Source organism: Paenibacillus sp. FSL L8-0435, assembly GCF_037965655.1.
Lineage (GTDB): Bacteria > Bacillota > Bacilli > Paenibacillales > Paenibacillaceae > Paenibacillus.
Genome location: NZ_CP150185.1, coordinates 5,623,413 through 5,640,538, shown reverse-complemented (window position 1 = coordinate 5,640,538; position 17,126 = coordinate 5,623,413). Strand labels below are relative to the sequence as shown.

Annotated in this window: 17 protein-coding genes; 14 read left to right on the top strand and 3 right to left on the bottom strand. The window is 47.7% G+C overall.

What is annotated here, in order from left to right; genetic code table 11:
• Positions 1–5 precede the first annotated feature (5 nt).
• The 7 genes from wecB (at position 6) to NST33_RS25070 (ending at position 6,129) form a co-directional block, all read left to right on the top strand.
• Positions 6–1,097: a UDP-N-acetylglucosamine 2-epimerase (non-hydrolyzing) gene (gene wecB, locus NST33_RS25100; protein ID WP_339185449.1), complete on the top strand. Its 1,092-nt coding sequence runs from the start codon at positions 6–8 to the stop codon at positions 1,095–1,097.
• Positions 1,090–2,076 carry a polysaccharide biosynthesis protein gene (locus NST33_RS25095; protein ID WP_221820943.1) on the top strand — a complete coding sequence of 329 codons (987 nt, stop codon included), beginning with the start codon at positions 1,090–1,092 and terminating at the stop codon, positions 2,074–2,076. The genes wecB and NST33_RS25095 overlap by 8 nt, the downstream gene beginning before the upstream one ends.
• A complete protein-coding gene (locus tag NST33_RS25090; RefSeq protein WP_339305517.1) occupies positions 2,073–2,900 on the top strand; it encodes an SDR family oxidoreductase in 828 nt (275 codons plus the stop codon). The genes NST33_RS25095 and NST33_RS25090 overlap by 4 nt, the downstream gene beginning before the upstream one ends.
• Entirely contained in the window at positions 2,882–3,823 is a 942-nt protein-coding gene (locus NST33_RS25085; protein ID WP_339305515.1) for an NAD-dependent epimerase/dehydratase family protein, read from the top strand. Before NST33_RS25090 ends, NST33_RS25085 begins: the two co-directional genes overlap by 19 nt.
• Positions 3,820–4,536: a glycosyltransferase gene (locus NST33_RS25080; protein WP_339305513.1), complete on the top strand. Its 717-nt coding sequence runs from the start codon at positions 3,820–3,822 to the stop codon at positions 4,534–4,536. Before NST33_RS25085 ends, NST33_RS25080 begins: the two co-directional genes overlap by 4 nt.
• A gap of 96 nt (positions 4,537–4,632) precedes the next feature.
• Positions 4,633–5,349 (top strand): glycosyltransferase, encoded by a 717-nt coding sequence (locus NST33_RS25075; RefSeq protein ID WP_307542467.1) that lies wholly within the window; start codon positions 4,633–4,635, stop codon positions 5,347–5,349.
• Between the two features lie 249 nt (positions 5,350–5,598).
• Positions 5,599–6,129 carry a GNAT family protein gene (locus tag NST33_RS25070; RefSeq protein ID WP_339305511.1) on the top strand — a complete coding sequence of 177 codons (531 nt, stop codon included), beginning with the start codon at positions 5,599–5,601 and terminating at the stop codon, positions 6,127–6,129.
• Positions 6,130–6,273: 144 nt separating this feature from the next.
• On the opposite strand, the gene NST33_RS25065 is transcribed toward NST33_RS25070, so the two are convergent.
• Together NST33_RS25065 and NST33_RS25060 are read right to left on the bottom strand one after the other, a co-directional pair.
• Positions 6,274–6,444: a hypothetical protein gene (locus tag NST33_RS25065; protein WP_176873013.1), complete on the bottom strand. Its 171-nt coding sequence runs from the start codon at positions 6,442–6,444 to the stop codon at positions 6,274–6,276.
• Positions 6,441–7,679, bottom strand: coding sequence for a glycosyltransferase family 4 protein (locus NST33_RS25060; RefSeq protein ID WP_339305508.1), 1,239 nt, complete (start codon positions 7,677–7,679; stop codon positions 6,441–6,443). The genes NST33_RS25065 and NST33_RS25060 overlap by 4 nt, the downstream gene beginning before the upstream one ends.
• Positions 7,680–7,865: 186 nt before the next feature.
• Here NST33_RS25060 and NST33_RS25055 point away from each other — a divergent pair, with 186 nt between their 5' ends.
• Both NST33_RS25055 and NST33_RS25050 read left to right on the top strand, forming a co-directional pair.
• On the top strand, positions 7,866–8,225 hold the full coding sequence (locus tag NST33_RS25055) for a hypothetical protein (protein ID WP_339305506.1): 360 nt from the start codon (positions 7,866–7,868) through the stop codon (positions 8,223–8,225).
• Between the two features lie 260 nt (positions 8,226–8,485).
• The gene (locus NST33_RS25050; RefSeq protein ID WP_339305504.1) at positions 8,486–9,970 is read left to right on the top strand and encodes a DHA2 family efflux MFS transporter permease subunit; all 1,485 of its coding nucleotides are present in this window, start codon (positions 8,486–8,488) and stop codon (positions 9,968–9,970) included.
• A 65-nt stretch (positions 9,971–10,035) separates the two neighbouring features.
• Here NST33_RS25050 and NST33_RS25045 read toward each other — a convergent pair whose 3' ends face one another.
• Entirely contained in the window at positions 10,036–11,109 is a 1,074-nt protein-coding gene (locus NST33_RS25045) for a glycosyltransferase family 4 protein (protein WP_237177817.1), read from the bottom strand.
• A gap of 433 nt (positions 11,110–11,542) precedes the next feature.
• On the opposite strand from NST33_RS25045, the gene NST33_RS25040 reads away from it, so the two are divergent.
• From NST33_RS25040 to NST33_RS25020, 5 genes are all read left to right on the top strand, one after another.
• A complete protein-coding gene (locus NST33_RS25040; protein ID WP_339305502.1) occupies positions 11,543–12,676 on the top strand; it encodes an ATP-binding cassette domain-containing protein in 1,134 nt (377 codons plus the stop codon).
• Positions 12,673–13,389 carry an ABC transporter permease subunit gene (locus tag NST33_RS25035; RefSeq protein ID WP_017692528.1) on the top strand — a complete coding sequence of 239 codons (717 nt, stop codon included), beginning with the start codon at positions 12,673–12,675 and terminating at the stop codon, positions 13,387–13,389. The genes NST33_RS25040 and NST33_RS25035 overlap by 4 nt, the downstream gene beginning before the upstream one ends.
• A 4-nt stretch (positions 13,390–13,393) precedes the next feature.
• Positions 13,394–14,788, top strand: coding sequence for a GldG family protein (locus tag NST33_RS25030; protein ID WP_221820920.1), 1,395 nt, complete (start codon positions 13,394–13,396; stop codon positions 14,786–14,788).
• On the top strand, positions 14,785–15,801 hold the full coding sequence (locus NST33_RS25025) for a DUF4340 domain-containing protein (protein WP_221820918.1): 1,017 nt from the start codon (positions 14,785–14,787) through the stop codon (positions 15,799–15,801). The genes NST33_RS25030 and NST33_RS25025 overlap by 4 nt, the downstream gene beginning before the upstream one ends.
• A gap of 271 nt (positions 15,802–16,072) precedes the next feature.
• Positions 16,073–17,062: a YhcN/YlaJ family sporulation lipoprotein gene (locus NST33_RS25020; RefSeq protein WP_221820917.1), complete on the top strand. Its 990-nt coding sequence runs from the start codon at positions 16,073–16,075 to the stop codon at positions 17,060–17,062.
• The last annotated feature ends 64 nt before the right edge of the window (positions 17,063–17,126 follow it).

Sequence of the window (17,126 nt, the reverse complement as noted above, 5' to 3'; positions counted from 1 at the left end):
TCACGATGAAGATCATGACGGTGCTGGGTACGAGACCTGAGATCATACGGCTCAGCCTGATCATCTCCAAGCTGGACCAGTATGCGTCCAAACATATTCTGGTGCACACGGGACAGAACTTCACGGAAAGTCTCAGCGGTCTCTTTTTCAAGGAAATGGGCCTGCGCGCACCGGATTACGTTCTTCAGGATGAAGCGGCCACTCTGGGACGACAGCTATCCTCGATGTTTACGCAGATGGAAGATCTGATATTGCAGGAGAAGCCCGATAAATTGCTGCTGCTCGGCGATACCAATAGCGCATTATGTGCAATATTGGCTGAGCGCATGGGTGTTCCTGTTATTCATATGGAAGCAGGCAATCGTTGCTTCGACCTGGATGTGCCTGAAGAGAAAAATCGTAAGGTTATTGATGCCATCTCCACCGTTAATATGCCTTACACGGAACAGAGCAAGAAACATTTGGTCAGTGAAGGGGTACCAAGCAGGCGCATCGTGCTCACGGGCAATCCCATCTATGAAGTAATGCAGCACTACGACGCGCAAGTAAGTTCCAGCAAAATACTGAAAAAGCTCAAGCTGAAGTCTGGGCAATACTTCCTGGTTACTGCCCATCGAGCCGAGAATGTGGATCATGCCCCTCATTTGCTGGAGATTATGAAAGGACTGAACCAGGTCGCAGAGGAACACGGGTTGCGTGTGATCTGCAGTATTCATCCGCGTACCGCGATCCGGATTGCGGAGCATCTGCAACTGGAGATGAACCCGCTGGTGGAGTTTCACGAGCCGTTTGGATTCTTCGACTTTGTAATGCTTGAACGTCATGCACGCTGTGCACTTACGGATAGCGGTACCGTGCAGGAGGAGTGTTGCATTATGGGCGTACCGACCGTAACGATGCGTCGAACTACCGAGCGGCCGGAAACGGTCGATTGTGGCAGTAATGTAGTCTCCGGTCTGGATGCCGCGCGCATCGCTGATTGCGTGAAAGTCATGACAAAGATGTCTAGCGACTGGGATTGCCCGCAAGGTTACAAAGCCACAGATGTATCCAGTAAAGTGGTTAAATTTCTGCTTGGAGGGAAAATGCATGTTTGAAAATAAGCGTATACTCGTGACTGGCGGTACGGGATCATGGGGTTATGAACTTGTGGCTCAACTACTGCCCCAGCAGCCCAAAGAAATTATTGTATATTCCCGGAACGAGTCCAGCCAAGTGGCTATGAGTCGTGAATTTGAAGACCCACGTCTTCATTTCCGGATTGGAGATATTCGTGACAAGGACGCCTTGACGGCGGCTTGCCAGCATGTGGACTATGTATTTCATCTGGCTGCGCTCAAGCATGTTCCGGTGTGTGAAGACCAACCGTACGAAGCACTCAAAACCAATGTGATTGGTACACAGAACGTGATCGAGGCCGCTATTGAGAACAAGGTGGAAAAAGTAATCTATATCTCAACTGACAAGGCTGCCAATCCGTCCAACTTCTATGGCATGACAAAAGCGATCGGCGAGAAATTAATTGTATATGCAAACTTGTTACACAGTGATACCAAGTTTGTTACGGTACGGGGTGGGAATGTACTGGGAACAAACGGCAGTGTGGTACATCTGTTCAAGAATCAGATCCGCCAGAAAGGGCAGGTCTCCATCACGGATATGAGTATGACTCGATTCTTTCTTACGCTGAAAGATGCAATTACCTTGCTGTTCAAAGCTTCGGTGGAAAGTGTCGGTGGAGAGATCTTTGTCATGACGATGCCTACCTGCAAAATTGTTGATCTCGCGGAAGTGCTGATTGAGGATTCCGGTGTGGAGAATGTGAGCATTGTGGAACGTGGCATTCGTCCAGGGGAGAAAATTCATGAAATATTGATGAGTGAATTCGAGAGCATGACCACCGTTGTCTACGATGAGCAGTACCTGGTTATTCTTCCTACCCTGGGTATACCGGGTCTGCGTGAACATTATACCAATTGTCCCCCGGTCTCCTTTAACAGTTTCAGTTCTGAACACCAACTCATGAGCAAAGAGGAGATTCGTGAAATTCTGAAACGCGGAGGATTCCTGTCATGAAACTGCTGATACTTGGTGGAAACGGAATGGCCGGCCATATTTTGGTCGACTATTTCCGCCGTCAAGGTGTACACAGCGTCTTCTACACATCTCGGGATGTAACGGACCCCAATGGTCTGCTCCTGGATGTGAACGACAGCTTCATGGTTGATCGATTGGTAGAAGCTGTGCACCCGGATGTGATTATTAATGCTGTAGGTGTGTTGAACAACTTCGCAGATGAGGACAAAATTACTGCATATCATATTAACGGTTTCCTGCCACATCGTCTGCGTCGGGTTGCAGATACGATTGGTGCACGCCTGATTCATATCAGCACAGACTGTGTGTTCAGCGGAGAAAGGGGAGCATATCGGGAAGATGATGTTACGGATGGGACTTCAGCTTACGCCATCACCAAAGCACTTGGCGAAGTTCAGGATGAAGGTCATCTGACGATCCGTACGTCCATCATTGGACCCGAGATTCGCCAGGGCGGCATTGGTCTGATGCAATGGTTTACGTCCAGCACAGGTGAAGTCGGAGGGTATACCCGCGTATTCTGGAACGGTGTGACCACACTTGAGCTGGCCAAATGGGTAGACCATTACCTGGCCTCATCGGTTAGTGGCCTGATTCACTTAGCTCATCCGGCACCTGTCAGCAAGCATGACCTGCTTGTATTGTTCAAGCAGACCTGGGATAAGCAGGATGTGACGATTGTTCGTGATGACAGTGTCGTGCAGGACCGTACGCTGGTGTCCACTCGCGAGGATGTGAAAACAGACCTGCCGGATTATTCTACAATGCTGAAGGAGTTGGCATTATGGATGGAGCAGAGCTGAGAGGTAAGAAAGTGCTGATTACAGGCGCATCCGGTTTTACCGGGCGACATGCCGTATCTTATTTTCGGGAAGTTGGTGCAGTGGTTGCGGCGGTAGTCCGGAGGCCGAATGTGTTTTCATTTGGTAAAGGTACTCAGGTCCATGTCTGTGATCTGAATGATAAACAGCAAGTGCGTCATCTGATCGGCGAGGTGCAGCCCGACTATGTGCTGCATCTCGCTGGCAAAAATTCAGTGCCTGATTCGTGGTCTGATCCGCTACTGGTCCTGGAGACCAATGTGATGGCCGTGCTGTATCTGCTGGATGCGCTTCGCAGTTGTCCGACAGCACGAACCGTTATTGTAGGATCGCGGTTAAAATATACGCCGGAACCTGGCCGTATTCCCCAGCCTCCGCATCCATACAGCCTCAGTAAAGCGCTGGAAGAGATGGTGTCCTTGTCGTGGATGTCGCTCTTCGGACAACAGATCATGCTGGCGGAGCCAGGCAATCTGATTGGTGCGGGTCCTTCCACAGGCATATGTTCACTGCTTGCACGCCATGTTGTTGCCTGTGAGCAGGCGGGCAAAACCGAGGCATTCCGTCTGTCCGGACGGGACAATACGCGTGACTTTCTGGATGTGCGGGATGTGGTCAGAGCGTATGCGACCCTCCTGGTACACGGGTCCAGCGGTACAGTATACCCGGTGGTGTCTGGAGTCGAGCGCAGTCTTGGTGAAATTGCAGATCTGCTGTTGTCCATGACAGAAGCGGAAGTCCCTGTTCGCTGGGATGGGGCATCTTCTGGTCCGGATGGTTCGGGGAAACAGGAGGAATTATCACTGCTGCGCAAGCTTGGCTGGCAGCCGATGATTCCATTTGCCACATCACTTCAGGATATCCTGAGTGATGTTCGTGTCCAGCAAGGGAGGACGACAAGTTGAATCCAAGAGTATCCATTGTCATTCCATTCTACAACTGCCCTTATGTGCCTCAGGCAATTCATAGTGCACTGAACCAGACGTATCCCCATGTGGAGATCGTTGTTGTGAATGACGGTTCAACCCGACATGCAGAGTTGCTTCAACCCTATCTTCCTTATATTAATGTGCTTGGCAAAAGCAATGGCGGGACGGCTTCGGCACTTAATCATGGCATCCGCCATGCTTCTGGTGATTATGTGGCCTGGCTCAGTTCGGATGATTATCTGTACCCGGATAAAATTCGTTATCAGCTGGAGTTTATGCAACGCGAGAATGTGCTCGTCTCCCATACGAACTTTCATTATATCAACGAGCATTCGGCAGTTACCAGAATGCATGGTGGGCCTGAACCAATGGCCGATCTGGATTGGCTGAGAGTGTTCGTTAACAGCAATCCGGTCAACGGTTGTACTGTCATGATCCGCAAGGATCTGTTCAGCGGAGTGGGATTGTTTGATGAGCTTCTGCCCTACACCCATGATCTGGATCTCTGGATGCGGATTTTGCTAAACGGTCATCGGTTCCCATACCTGAATGAACCACTTACTGCCTATCGGTGGCATGGGGGAATGGGATCGGTACGTCATGCGGATGTCATCGGTAGAGAGGCATCCATGGTATGGTCCAGATATCGCGAACCGCTGTTGCATCGAATAGCGACGCTTGGCGGGTAGCGTAGGGAGGGCAGTTAAGAAAGCCAAAAGATGGCTGATTAACGCCCTCTTTGCGCAGCATTTTATCTAAGACAGTAAGAGGAGGGGAAGGCCCGAATGGAGCCAAAAGTATCGATCGTCATTCCTTTTTACAATTGTGCTTATATCGAGCAGGCTGTTCACAGTGCCATTCACCAGACGTATCCGCATATCGAAGTCATCGTGGTGGATGATGGGTCAACCGAGCACGTGGAGAAGCTACAACCATTCATGGATTCCATCCGCTATATTCACAAAGAAAACGGTGGAACCGCGACAGCATTAAATGAGGGCATCAAACATGCAACAGGGGATTACTTTGTCTGGCTCAGCTCGGATGATGTGATGCTGCTGGATCGGGTGGAGAAACAACTAAAGTTTATGCGAGAGGTCAAGGCTTCATTCTGCCATGGTGCCTACCATTATGTGAATGAGAAGAGTGAATGGTTGGATACGGTGCATCCGGAAGTGGGAAGTCGTCTGGAGATGTTGCAGGTACTGCTGGAAGGTTGTCCGATCAACGGCTGTACTGTCATGTTAGAGATGGAAGCATTTGAGCGGTTTGGACTGTTCGACACTGATTTTCGCTACACCCATGACTATGAGATGTGGATGAGGCTGTTTCCAATGTATGAGCTGTTCTACTACAATGAACCTCTGATGTGTTACCGATTGCATGAGTCAATGGGAACCAAACGTCACTTCAAGGCACTCGTTGCCGAGATGGAACGGGTTCAGGCGAAGCATCGGCCGATTCTGTTCAACTTGCTTCAGGTTGGCGGGTACTGGAAGTAGATGGATTTGGAATGATGGTTGAATGGAATAGATGTTAAATGGACAGGAGAGCACCCTTATGAAGCACTTTTGAAGTGTTATAAGTGGTAAGCTCTTTTTTTGCTCTATGGACAGATTCGTGGACAGAAAGGGTGAACGATTGCTGAAGTCTCTGTATAATGAAATGATTCATACACGGAAGGGACTGGACTATGCGCAGATATCAATATCTTAAACCCAACTATTAATAAACTAATGGAGGTAAGAGTATTGATTACAGAGTTATACACAGAACGGTTATATTTGCGAAAAATGAACGTATCGGATGCGGCCAGCTTGTTTAAAATTTGGTCTGATCCGGATGTAACTAGATTTATGAATATCACTCATTTTACGGATGAAAATCAAGCTATAGCCATGATTAATCTTCTGAATGATCTTTCTCAGGAAAACAAGGCCATTCGGTTCTCTATCTTTGCGCAAGAGTCCAACGAAATCATAGGTTCCTGTGGTTATAATTCACTGGATTTTGACAATCTTAAAGCAGAAATTGGGTATGACATTGCCAGATCACACTGGGGGAAAGGATATGCTACGGAAGCGATCTCTTCTTTGTTAGCTCATGCATTCTCGACTATGAAGCTGAATCGAATGGAAGCAAAGGTTGATCCCGGTAATGTGAATTCTATCAGGCTATTACAAAAGCTCAATTTCACATATGAAGGCACTCTCAGAGCATACGAGACGGTAGGCGAAACGTTCAGTGATCTGAATATGTATTCCAAGTTGTTGACAGATTAAAACGATCTGTAATAGCGTGTTCTCGGTCCGTTAGAACACATATGAAGCGAGCAAGGGGTGTCCTCAGTCATTCATATGACAGATGGGACACCCCTTGTTTGATATTTCGGCATGTTATATGAAGACGGCATATCATTGGACAACTCAATCTTTTGAATTCATGATCGCCATCGATGCAGGATCGGGAAATACATATCCTTTAGGCAGCTTTTTCATCAATTCATTCATTACAGTGTAATCCACGTCGATGTGAGGTGTGGAAACTGGAGTCGAAAACCAGCGATTGTATAGATCACTCGGTACAAGTAACGTCATATTGTATGTCCTCCTCTATAAATGGCTTCTTGGTAGACTTGAAATGTGCGAAACCCCATCACTTCCAGTGAACGGTATTGTTCAGTCCAGGCTTTCGCCGCCGCACCCACTGTTCTCCGGGTAACATGATCCTCAAGTAGTGCATCCAACAGTTCACGGAGCGAGTCGACATCCTGCGGAGGAACAACCCATCCCGTACGTCCAGGTTCAACCATCTCGGGCATGCCGGCTGTGCCACTGACGATAACAGGTACACCCGCAAGTTGCGCTTCGGTAACGGAGAACGGCTGGGTGTCCTGCAGGCTGGGCTGGACATAGATATCTGCATGGCGCAGGAAGGAAGGAATATTGTCCAACTTGCCCCAGAACACAACATCGGCTCCAATACCCGTTGACGCGGCTTGTGACCGCAATTCATCGGTTAGATTGCCTTCTCCTGCGATCCAGCAGACCCAATCGGAACGTTTGTTTTTCAGACTGGCTAAGGCCTTGATTAACACATGAACGCCCTTGATGTATTCAAGTCGTCCGGTAAAGGCAATGACTTTCTTGCCTGCAGGTGGTCGCTGGCGGAACTTCACAGCTGCTGAGGCACGGTAGGCTGGGAGATCTACAGCATAGGGAATTTGTCTGAACTTTGATTCAGGAACGGCAAGTTCTGTAAGCGTACTCTTGATCCAGTGGCTTGACACGAGAATGAGCTCGGACTGTGCTGCACTTCGCTCTTCCAATGAGAGGAAATAACGTCCACGCTTGGATTGCAAATATGAAGGGAGAGTAAGCTGTGGGTTGGAATTTTGAGCATCGTAAAAGGCTTCGCGTGCAAGAGCGCCATGATAGCTTGTAACCAGTGGGATATTGCGGTTCAAGATGCGTTTTATGGCTACCGCAGCTACCGGATCTTGCGCATGAATAACATCATAGTGGTCCACCCCCAGATAAGCGGCTGCCATCTCGAAGGCATATCTATTCAGTTCATAATAAGCGAGAAGAGGATCGGCAGTGAATTGTGGCAGATCAGTCGGATTGAGTTTGGCTTGCAGCATGGGCCACACCTTATCCTTGGAGAAAGCGCGGTTCAGATTACGAATATATACTTCGTTATTGGCACCATTTGTGCCCATGATATCAACCTCTACACCAAGTGCGATTAACCTGTCGGCCAGTTGTTTAACATATGTCCATATGCCTCCCATATGTGTAAGCTCCCAATACGTAACGAGCAGAACTTTCATAGCTACCTCCTTGTCACGGCCTGCACCGGCCGAGCTTCGATCCTTTTATTCTATGAAAAAAGAGGACCGGAAGGTCGGGCATTTCCGTGTAATTGGTCGAAAATGGGTGAATGCAAATGGCAATGGACGAGAGGAAGCATATCCTATGTACAGGAAGGTTCATGTGCTCCGAAGGAGGGATCTACAGTGGCGGTATATTTACTTGAGATTCATGAGAATCTGTTACAGACATTTGTTCCCGTCAAGTACATGGATGTGGAGTTGGCCTATGTGGGCGGCGAGGAAGGGACGGATGTATATGTTGGTGGAGCCAGTATTCACGGAGAACTGTACCGGCACCTTTTTCACCTAACGTCAAATTCAGGGGGGGCGGGCGGTAATCAGGTCATTCATAATCTGGATGTCACATCCGAGCCTTATGAACTGAGGGTTATCAGCAACAGTTCTTCACCGAATCATCTGGTTATTCGAATATATTGCAGAAGTATTCACGGTCAGACATTGGGCATACTGTCAGAATATCAGATGATGAAGCTTGCAGATTGATATGGACATCATTGCATAGTCATGATTAACCAACGTGTGGAGCAGGGAAGGTGCCTGTTCCATTTTTTTGTGAGCATCCATAGTAGAAATGCTTAAAAAATAGCTTGACAGCAAAGGTATTTTCATTAGAATTAGATCAGTATTAAACGAAAGTTTAAAACGAAGATTTAAAACGATAGTTTGAATTTAGTCGTCAATATAGGCTGAGTGAGACGCATGAATACGCCTGCGATCTCCTGCCGGAAAAGAGTGTGGAGAACGTGAAAGAACAAACAGCAGGACTTCAGGAGCCCGCAGAGTTTTCAATCAAAACGATTATACTGCCACTCCTGGCTATTATCGTCGGTATGATCATGGTTATACTGGACAGCACGGTGGTGAACGTGGCCATTCCGAATCTCGTTCAATATTTCGAGACCGACCTGAAGACCATTCAATGGACGGTTACGGGTTACACTCTGGCTTTGTCTGCGGTTATTCCACTGGCAGGCTGGTTAACGGACCGTTTTGGTGCCAAAAGAGTGTTCCTGTTCACGATTGCCATGTTTACCTTGGGTTCTGTGTTATGCTCGATCGCTCAATCACCTGAGCAATTAATCATTTACCGTATCATTCAAGGCCTTGGTGGAGGCATGGTTGCTCCTATTGGTATGGCAATGGTCTTTCGTCTGGCTCCGCCTGAGCGAAGAGGTTCCATCATGGGGATGCTGGGAATTCCGATGCTGCTTGCCCCTGCATTGGGTCCGGTGTTGTCCGGGTGGTTTATTGAATCACTGAGCTGGCACTGGATCTTCCTGATTAACTTGCCCATTGGTATTGCAGCTTTCATTCTATGTATCAAGTTTTTGCCTGATACAGATCGTGGACGCACACCTGCACTGGATCTGCTCGGCATGATTCTGGCGCCAATTGCGTTCTCGATGCTGGCTTACGGTGTGAGTGAGGGTGGAACGAGCTGGACATCTGCAACAACCTTGACGGGTGTCATTGTGGGTGGTGTAGCGCTCATTCTGTTCATTATTGTAGAGCTTCGTCATCAAAATCCATTGCTCGAACTCCGGGTATTCAAATCATCTGATTTCTCACGGGGAATTATTCTCGCATGGGTGTCTCAAGTGGCGCTGTTCGGTGCGATGATCCTGATCCCGCTTTATTTGCAGCAGATCAAAGGATACACTGCACTGGAAACTGGATTGATTCTGCTGCCACAGGCGTTGGCTTCCGGAGTGGGTATGCCGCTTGGTGGTCGGTTGTTTGATAAAATCGGTGCTAGACCTCTGGCCTTCGTGGGTCTGGGTATTATCTCGGGAGCATTGTTTATTCTGTCCTCTATCACGGCAGAGACAGGTCTTGGCCTGATTATAACGGCTCTGGTCATGATGGGTCTGGGTATGGGCTTGTCCATGATGCCACTCAATACGCATGTATTGAATGCTGCTCCGCGTAAGTTGGTCGGACGGGTTACACCGCTCACGGCCGCTGCACAGCAAGTGGTCGTGTCCTTTGCAGTTGCAGGGCTTACAGGCTTCCTTACATCAAGAATCGCAGACAATACAACGAGTACAGAGCCGACCGCTATCGTTCATGGTTTGGTGGCTGGTTTTAATGATACGTTCTTCCTGGCCGCTTGTATTGCATTGTTCGGATGTTTGCTCAGTCTGATTCTGCGCAAACCTAAGCCGATGCAGGAAGAAGAACTTCAGAATGGCGACAAGCCTGATCCTGCGATGATGATGGGACACTAACATTCTATAAAAACCATAATAGGGCAGTTCAGAGAAATTTTGCTGAACTGCCTTTTTTGCTATGATCAATGGAAAATTCGCAGTGCTGTCATCATTTCACGAAAAGAAATGGCATATCGATCTGGTGAAAAAGACAAGCTCATATGCTGTCTGCCCTGAATGCGAATATACTCACGCAGTTTCTTGTTTTTCATAAGGTCCCTTGCTTCGGCTACAGCGGCCTCTACATTTCCAATTGGATAAAACTTACCAGTCTTATTATGTGTGATAAATGAACGCACACCATCCGAATCCGTGCTGAGCACCGGGCAGCCACAAGAGATGGCTTCAGCGACGGCATAACCGAATCCTTCAAGCAGGGAAGTGGACAACATGATACCTCCTGAAGCCGCGATCATGGAATAGTAGGTAGGCATCTGAGAATGGGGAACATTGATAAAGATGCCAATCTTATCTTGAAGCCCGTATTCTGCCAGCGTGTGCCGGAACATGACTTCATCTTCTGGATTAGCCAAAGTTGGATCGTGGAACAACCATAGTCTGGCTTTTGGATTTTTTTTGACGATTTCACTTGATATGATTAGATATTCACGCCAGTTTTTGTTGTGTTCAAGTCGTCCTACCCAAGCCAGCACCGGATAGGGTGGGGTATCCACCAAGATTGGTGCGAAGGTGTCGGTATCCAGCATATTGGGAATAACAAACCGATGAAGCCAGGGACAGATATGAATGAACATATCCAGCAGGTGGTCTGTGGGAGGTATAACGGCAGCATCACAATGAGCTTGAAGGTAAGGGACACCCATCTGTATCGTTTCCAGAGCCTGATCGCGTGTTCCGAGTCCCTGCGCTTCAAAAATGATTCGACCTGTATACCCAAGTCCTCTCAAGCGGCCGGGCATAGCGATGTCTGAAGTGGCAATGATGGCATCATAATGATGAGTATGGATGATATGATGGATATCCTCGTCACTGGACGCGGTGAAAATGGGCGTATCACTGTTGTTCTGCAATCCCGAGCCTGTGTTGAGATACAATAGGTGCGCTTCAATGCCATGGCGTTTCAGAACAGCGGTGCGCAGTCGATTTAACGTATCCACGCCACCGCTCGGAACATAAAACGTGAATAATACTTTCACACGATTCACCCTCTGACTTTTGGTCAGGAGCACATTCTCCTGTACTCTATGTTACGTTGGCTTTAAGCGCAGGGTGTGGGTGTTGGTCAGAATGTTCACATTTTAGACAAATATTTTTAAGCTGCCTTTTAAGTGTCATTAAGCTGAGGCTAGGATAGCTCACGTAAGATACAAGGAACTTCCCGTGTCTATCATCTATTACATAAGTTCAACATAACATTTACACGATAACGCAGAGGGCAGAAATAACTTGAAGAAGCGAAGCGTTCGCCTTTATCCCCGGATTTTTCCTTCTGAGAAGGAATCAAAAAAATCTGGGGATAACAGTGATCGGAAGGTTATTCTGTCATCGGAGTGTAAGTGTAATATTTTCAGTTGGATTTATATAACGAACGATGGTGCACGGGTATTTTAACGGGAAAGGATGAATGATGTGCTCGAAGTGAAACAGGTCAGCAAAGTTTACGAAGGGCAACGCGGCGTACATCAACTGGATTTCACCATGGAACGTGGTGAGATTGTTGGCTTTCTCGGACCCAATGGTGCCGGGAAAACAACAACGATGCGTATGATTACGGGTTATGTGCATCCAACCGCAGGTTCCATTATGGTGGATGGGGTATCGGTGCATGAGCAGGGTCAGCGTGTTCGTTCCAAGATTGGGTATCTGCCTGAAACGCCGCCGCTCTATCCGGATATGACGGTGCAGTCTTATCTTAAATTCGTGGCCAATTTGCGAGATGTGCCGGCACGTGAGGTTAAACTGCGGGTCAGTGAGATGGTTAGCAGACTGGGACTTCAGAGTCGGGAAAGGCAAATGGTACGTGGGTTATCCAAAGGATACAAGCAACGCCTTGGGCTGGCAGGAGCCATTATTCACAAGCCGGATCTGCTGGTCCTGGATGAGCCAACATCGGGCCTTGATCCAAATCAGATTATCGAGATTAGGGATCTGATTCGGGAACTCGGGGAGAATCATACGGTGCTGCTCAGTACGCATATTTTGCCTGAAGTGAGCACGCTCTGTAATCGAATGTTGATCATCAATCAGGGACAGCTCGTGCTGGATGGTTCACCTCAGCATTTCGGATCAGCAATGGGGGATCAGTTCAAGGTGTCGATTGAAGTGAAGGCCACTGCGGAGCAATTACATAATGTGCTGACACCATGGGAGAAGGTACGGAGTGAAGTCATTCATGCTTCGGATGCCACTACCGCCAAAGACAATTCACTTCCGTCAGATTCAGCGGATACGGTTAAAATGTTGCTCACTGGAGAAAACTCGGAAGATTTCCGGGAGGAGCTGTTCTACCTTTTGTCAGGTGCAGGATTACCGATACTGGAGATGAAGAAGGAGAACCTGAGTCTGGAGCAAATCTTCCTGAAGCTGACCACAACCGAGGCAACAGACACAGACGCAAATTCCGAAGATGTGGATAAGGTTGCTGGGGCAGAGATGGATCACGACGTAACTTCGGACATCGACTCGTCGAGTATATCGGGAACATCAGTTAATACAGCAGCCGATGCTTTGCCCCAAGCTCGCAAAGGGGAGGAGTCCAAATGAGACGAATGATGGCGGTATGCAATAAAGAGCTGCAAGCTTATTTTCTGTCACCAACGTCCTATTTTGCTTTTGCCGTATATGTACTGATGACCAGTTTGCTGTTCTATTCAAGCTTTGTGTATTACCAGCCGAGTATTGTCGATTATCGTCTCGTGTTGGGCGATACGTTGTCCATGCTGCTATTTGTTGTGCCATTGTTAACGATGCGACTGGTTGCAGAGGAATTCAGACAAGGAACGGATGAATTGTTGCTGACTTCTCCGGCACGAGTAACAGAAATTATTTTTGGCAAATATCTTGCTTCTCTGGCCATTCTGGTCGTGCTCATCCTGTGTAGTCTGGTGTATCCATTCATCATGTCGTTCTATGGGACACTGGATATGACGACGGTATGGATGTCTGCGCTGGGGTTATTTTTCCTGGGCGGAAGCATGATGGCGATTGGACTGTTCGCTTCTACATTATCCCAGCATCAGATGGTGTCTGCGGTGGCGGGCTTTATTATTTTGCTCGTTTTGTGGATGCTTGATTCATTCGCAGGCAATACAGGATCTGCTTTGCAACAGTGGTTGGATCCGTTTGCTCTGACCAACCGGTTCGACAGCTTCATGAAAGGTGTGCTTAGTGGGCCGGATATCTTGTATTATGTCACCCTTTCGGGTGTGTTTCTGCTGTTAAGCATTCAAATTGTGGAACGGAAGCGGTGGAGGTGAGAAGATGAAAAAATGGTTAAGTCATACCAACAGTACCGTGCTGTCCGTAGCGGTGATTGGCATCTTTATTTTGCTAACACTGTTCCTGAATTCACTTGGCGGCTTCCAGCTGGATCTGACCTCGAACAAACAATACACGTTATCTGACCAGTCCCTTACTGCGATCAAAAATGTGAAGGATGACGTCAACATTCTGGTGTTAACCGTCGAAAATGCTAACAACACCGTCCTGAACCGTGAGGTCACGGATATGGTCGAGGAATATACGAAACGCAATAGCAAGTTGAAAATAAAACAGTATAATCTGACGCAGGAACCTGCGCTTGCATCCAAATACGGCATAACAGGCAGCTCCATTGTGCTGGAGCAGGGAGATCAACACAAAGTGATTGATATCGCCAGTTTGTTCACCGCGACAGGTGACGGCAGTGACGGATCATACCAGTTCACAGGTGAGGAAAAGCTTACGCAGGCGCTCATGAATATGTCATCCACGGAGATGCACAAAATGGTGTTTTTGACTGGACATGAAGAGCTGAGTCTCGATCAGATGACTACGCTGCAATCCTCCTTGGAACAAAATAATGTGCAGACAGAAGAGTTGCAGCTGAATCAAGCAGGGAAGGTTCCGGAAGATGCAGATGTGCTCGCCATTATTGGCCCACAACGCGACCTCAGTGATACGGAAATGAAAGCCATTCGCACATATCTTAGTAATGGAGGCAAGCTTTTATTATCCCTCGGATTTGTAGAAGATATGAAATCCAGTTGGAAAAACATCGATGCCCTCATGGCTGATTATGGCGTCGTTGATGAGCATGCGGTCATGGTGGATAATCAGCAAGCCAGTACGATGGGGCCACTCTGGGTGGTGCCGGAGTATGGTACACATGCAATTACGGACAAACTCGCTGCGAGCCAATTGTATCCGATGTTGTCGTTATCGATTGCGTTGACCAGCAAAGAACAGGATAAATATACCCTTTCACCGTTAATTCATTCTTCGAATGACAGTTATGGGGAGACGAATATCGGCGGCTTATTGCAGAATGAAACAACCAATGATGCCGAAGAGGACATTCAGGGACCCGTTGAATTAGGGTATGCAGCCGATACGACGGATGGTAAACCGAAGGCGGTTATTCTGGGCTCGTCCATTTTCATGCAGGATTCGGAAATTGCAAATGGTGGAAATCGGGACTTTATTTTGAATACGGTAAACTATCTGAGTGAGAAAGAAAATGGATTGACGATTCGCCCAAGGGTACAAGCCGGGTATGAGATGGCATACCTGAATGGTGAACAGGCCAGAACGATTTTCTTCATGGCTATTGTAGCATTCCCACTTCTCTTTGTTATCATTGGTGTACTCTTATGGTGGAGGCGCAGACGAGTATGAGAAAATGGGTCCCAACAATTCTGGTGGTCATCGTACTGATTGTGGGCTGGGTGTACGCGGCCAGTCAAAATTATTTTCGAGAAGAAGAAGCGGTACAAGCCAAATTGCTCGGTATTCAATCCGGGGATATCCAATCTATTACAATTCATGACACAACGGAGGAGACATCCGGTACAGCAGCATCTTCAACCCTGACGCTTGAAAATGGTGTATGGCAGATGGTTGAGCCAAAAGCCTATCCCCTGAACGGTTACAGTGTTAGCAGTTGGCTGGATGCTCTGAGTGGTGCGAATCAGGAACTGGTAGTGGAAGAAGCGCCGACGGATCTGGATAAGTACGGATTGGGAACAGATGCTACACGTATGGATATCAAACTCAAAGATAATCGGGAGATCAAACTGGCTATTGGCGGCCAGCTTCCAGCAGATGATGCACGTTATGTGCGTGTGGATTCGGGTCCTGTGGTTGCTGTGCAAACAGAGGCGATTACCAGCATAGCTTTGTCTCGTCGTGATTTGTTGGACACTACACCTTTTAACATGGATGAGACAAATGTTGGGTCTCTGGAGTGGGAAGGTGAAGCAGCTACCTGGATGTTAACATCGACATCGAAGAACGATGCGGCAGAGCAGACTTGGACATTGAATGGAAAAACGATTGAAGCCACAGATGCCATATCTCTTATCGGCAAAATCAAAAACCTGTCGACAGCAGATGATGTTCGTAAAGCGTCCGAGCTGAAGAATTCCGTTCCCCGATTCACCCTGTCTGTTGAACAGACGGTCAATGGGCAACAAGTTCGAGATGTGTATCGAGGAATTACGGTGCCATCCGAACCGGATCAGATCTGGGTCATTACCCCGGATGGTCAATGGGCATATAGCATGGATGCAACCAGTTTAACGGAAACAGAGAAATTGCCGGATACAATTAAAGCATCCACAACTTCTTCGGAAGAGTCATCGAGTTCTGCAAATGACGCAACGACAACCTCATCAACAGACGGGAAATGAGCGGGGCGCAAGATAAGTGATATTATTGTGTTGAGATGCAAATATTATTTCGAGGCAGTGCTGTGAACAAGCAGCACTGTTTTTTTTTATTTTAAATAGCGAAGAAACTCGGTCCACTGATCAAAACCAAAGATCAATAAGCAAGCCCAAGAACAAAACAAGAAAACCCAAATTTACAGGGTAAGGTACCATATCCTTTCAGCATATCGGTACGTATAGAAGCGCATCCTATCTTTGTGACCAAAACCAACAAACATTGGAGGATGAGTACATGCCAGCAGTCAAAAAGGCAACAGCTATTACGTTATCATTATCTACTGCAATCTTTGTAATGGCCGGTTTGACAGGTTGTGGCACGAATCGGGATACCAACAATATGCATACGCAAAGTGTTCGTCAGCAAGCCAACGGGATTAACCGTTATGGTGTGGAAACAAATGGCATGGATGGCATCCGTGCGAAAAGTTATCGCATGCATAATGTCACTGACCTGAAATCCAGTGAAGAACTGGCAAAACGCATCACGGAGATGAAGGAAGTTAAATCCGCCCGTGTCATGTTAACGGATCGTAATGCTTATGTGGCGGTTCGTTTGGCAGATGGTCATGCAGGTAAGTTGGAAAGCAAGTCCAATGGTCGTACGAGCATGCTGAATGGAACGATGCGTAATCATGCCAGTGATACCATGCGTGGGGGCAACATGAATCACGATATGGGTGGTATGCGTGTGAATGGCGGTACGGGCACAATGTCTCCGTACAGCACTAGCGGAATTGCTCCAGGATTGAACACAAATTCAGCAACGGATCGCAGCCATATGGGGAATGACCGTAGCATTTATGGAACCATGGGCACAGGCACGATTGGCATGATGCGTGGTCTGACAAATAGCGGCAAAGCACGTGGGACGGACGATGGGCATTATGGTATGAAAAGTGAAGGACAACGTGTAGATAGCACGGACGATAACACATCAGCTGAGATAAAGGGTAAGATTTCAGCCAAAATCAAGCAGTTTGCACCAAACATCGAGAATGTATATGTATCAGCCAATCCGGAGTTTGTGGAGCATGTCGAGAACTATGCCACAGATATTCGTAACGGTAAGCCGGTTAGTGGCATGATCGACACGTTCCAATCGATGGTGGAGCGCATTTTCCCAACGAACGGAACAGATACGAATCACCGTGATGGAATCCTTGACGATGGCCTGATGAACCGTAATAATAACGATGGCATGATGAACCGAATGAATCGGTAGTTTAGAATCAACAAATGAACCAATGTGCCTTTGCGCGGGTGGCAACACCAGCTGCAAAGGCGTG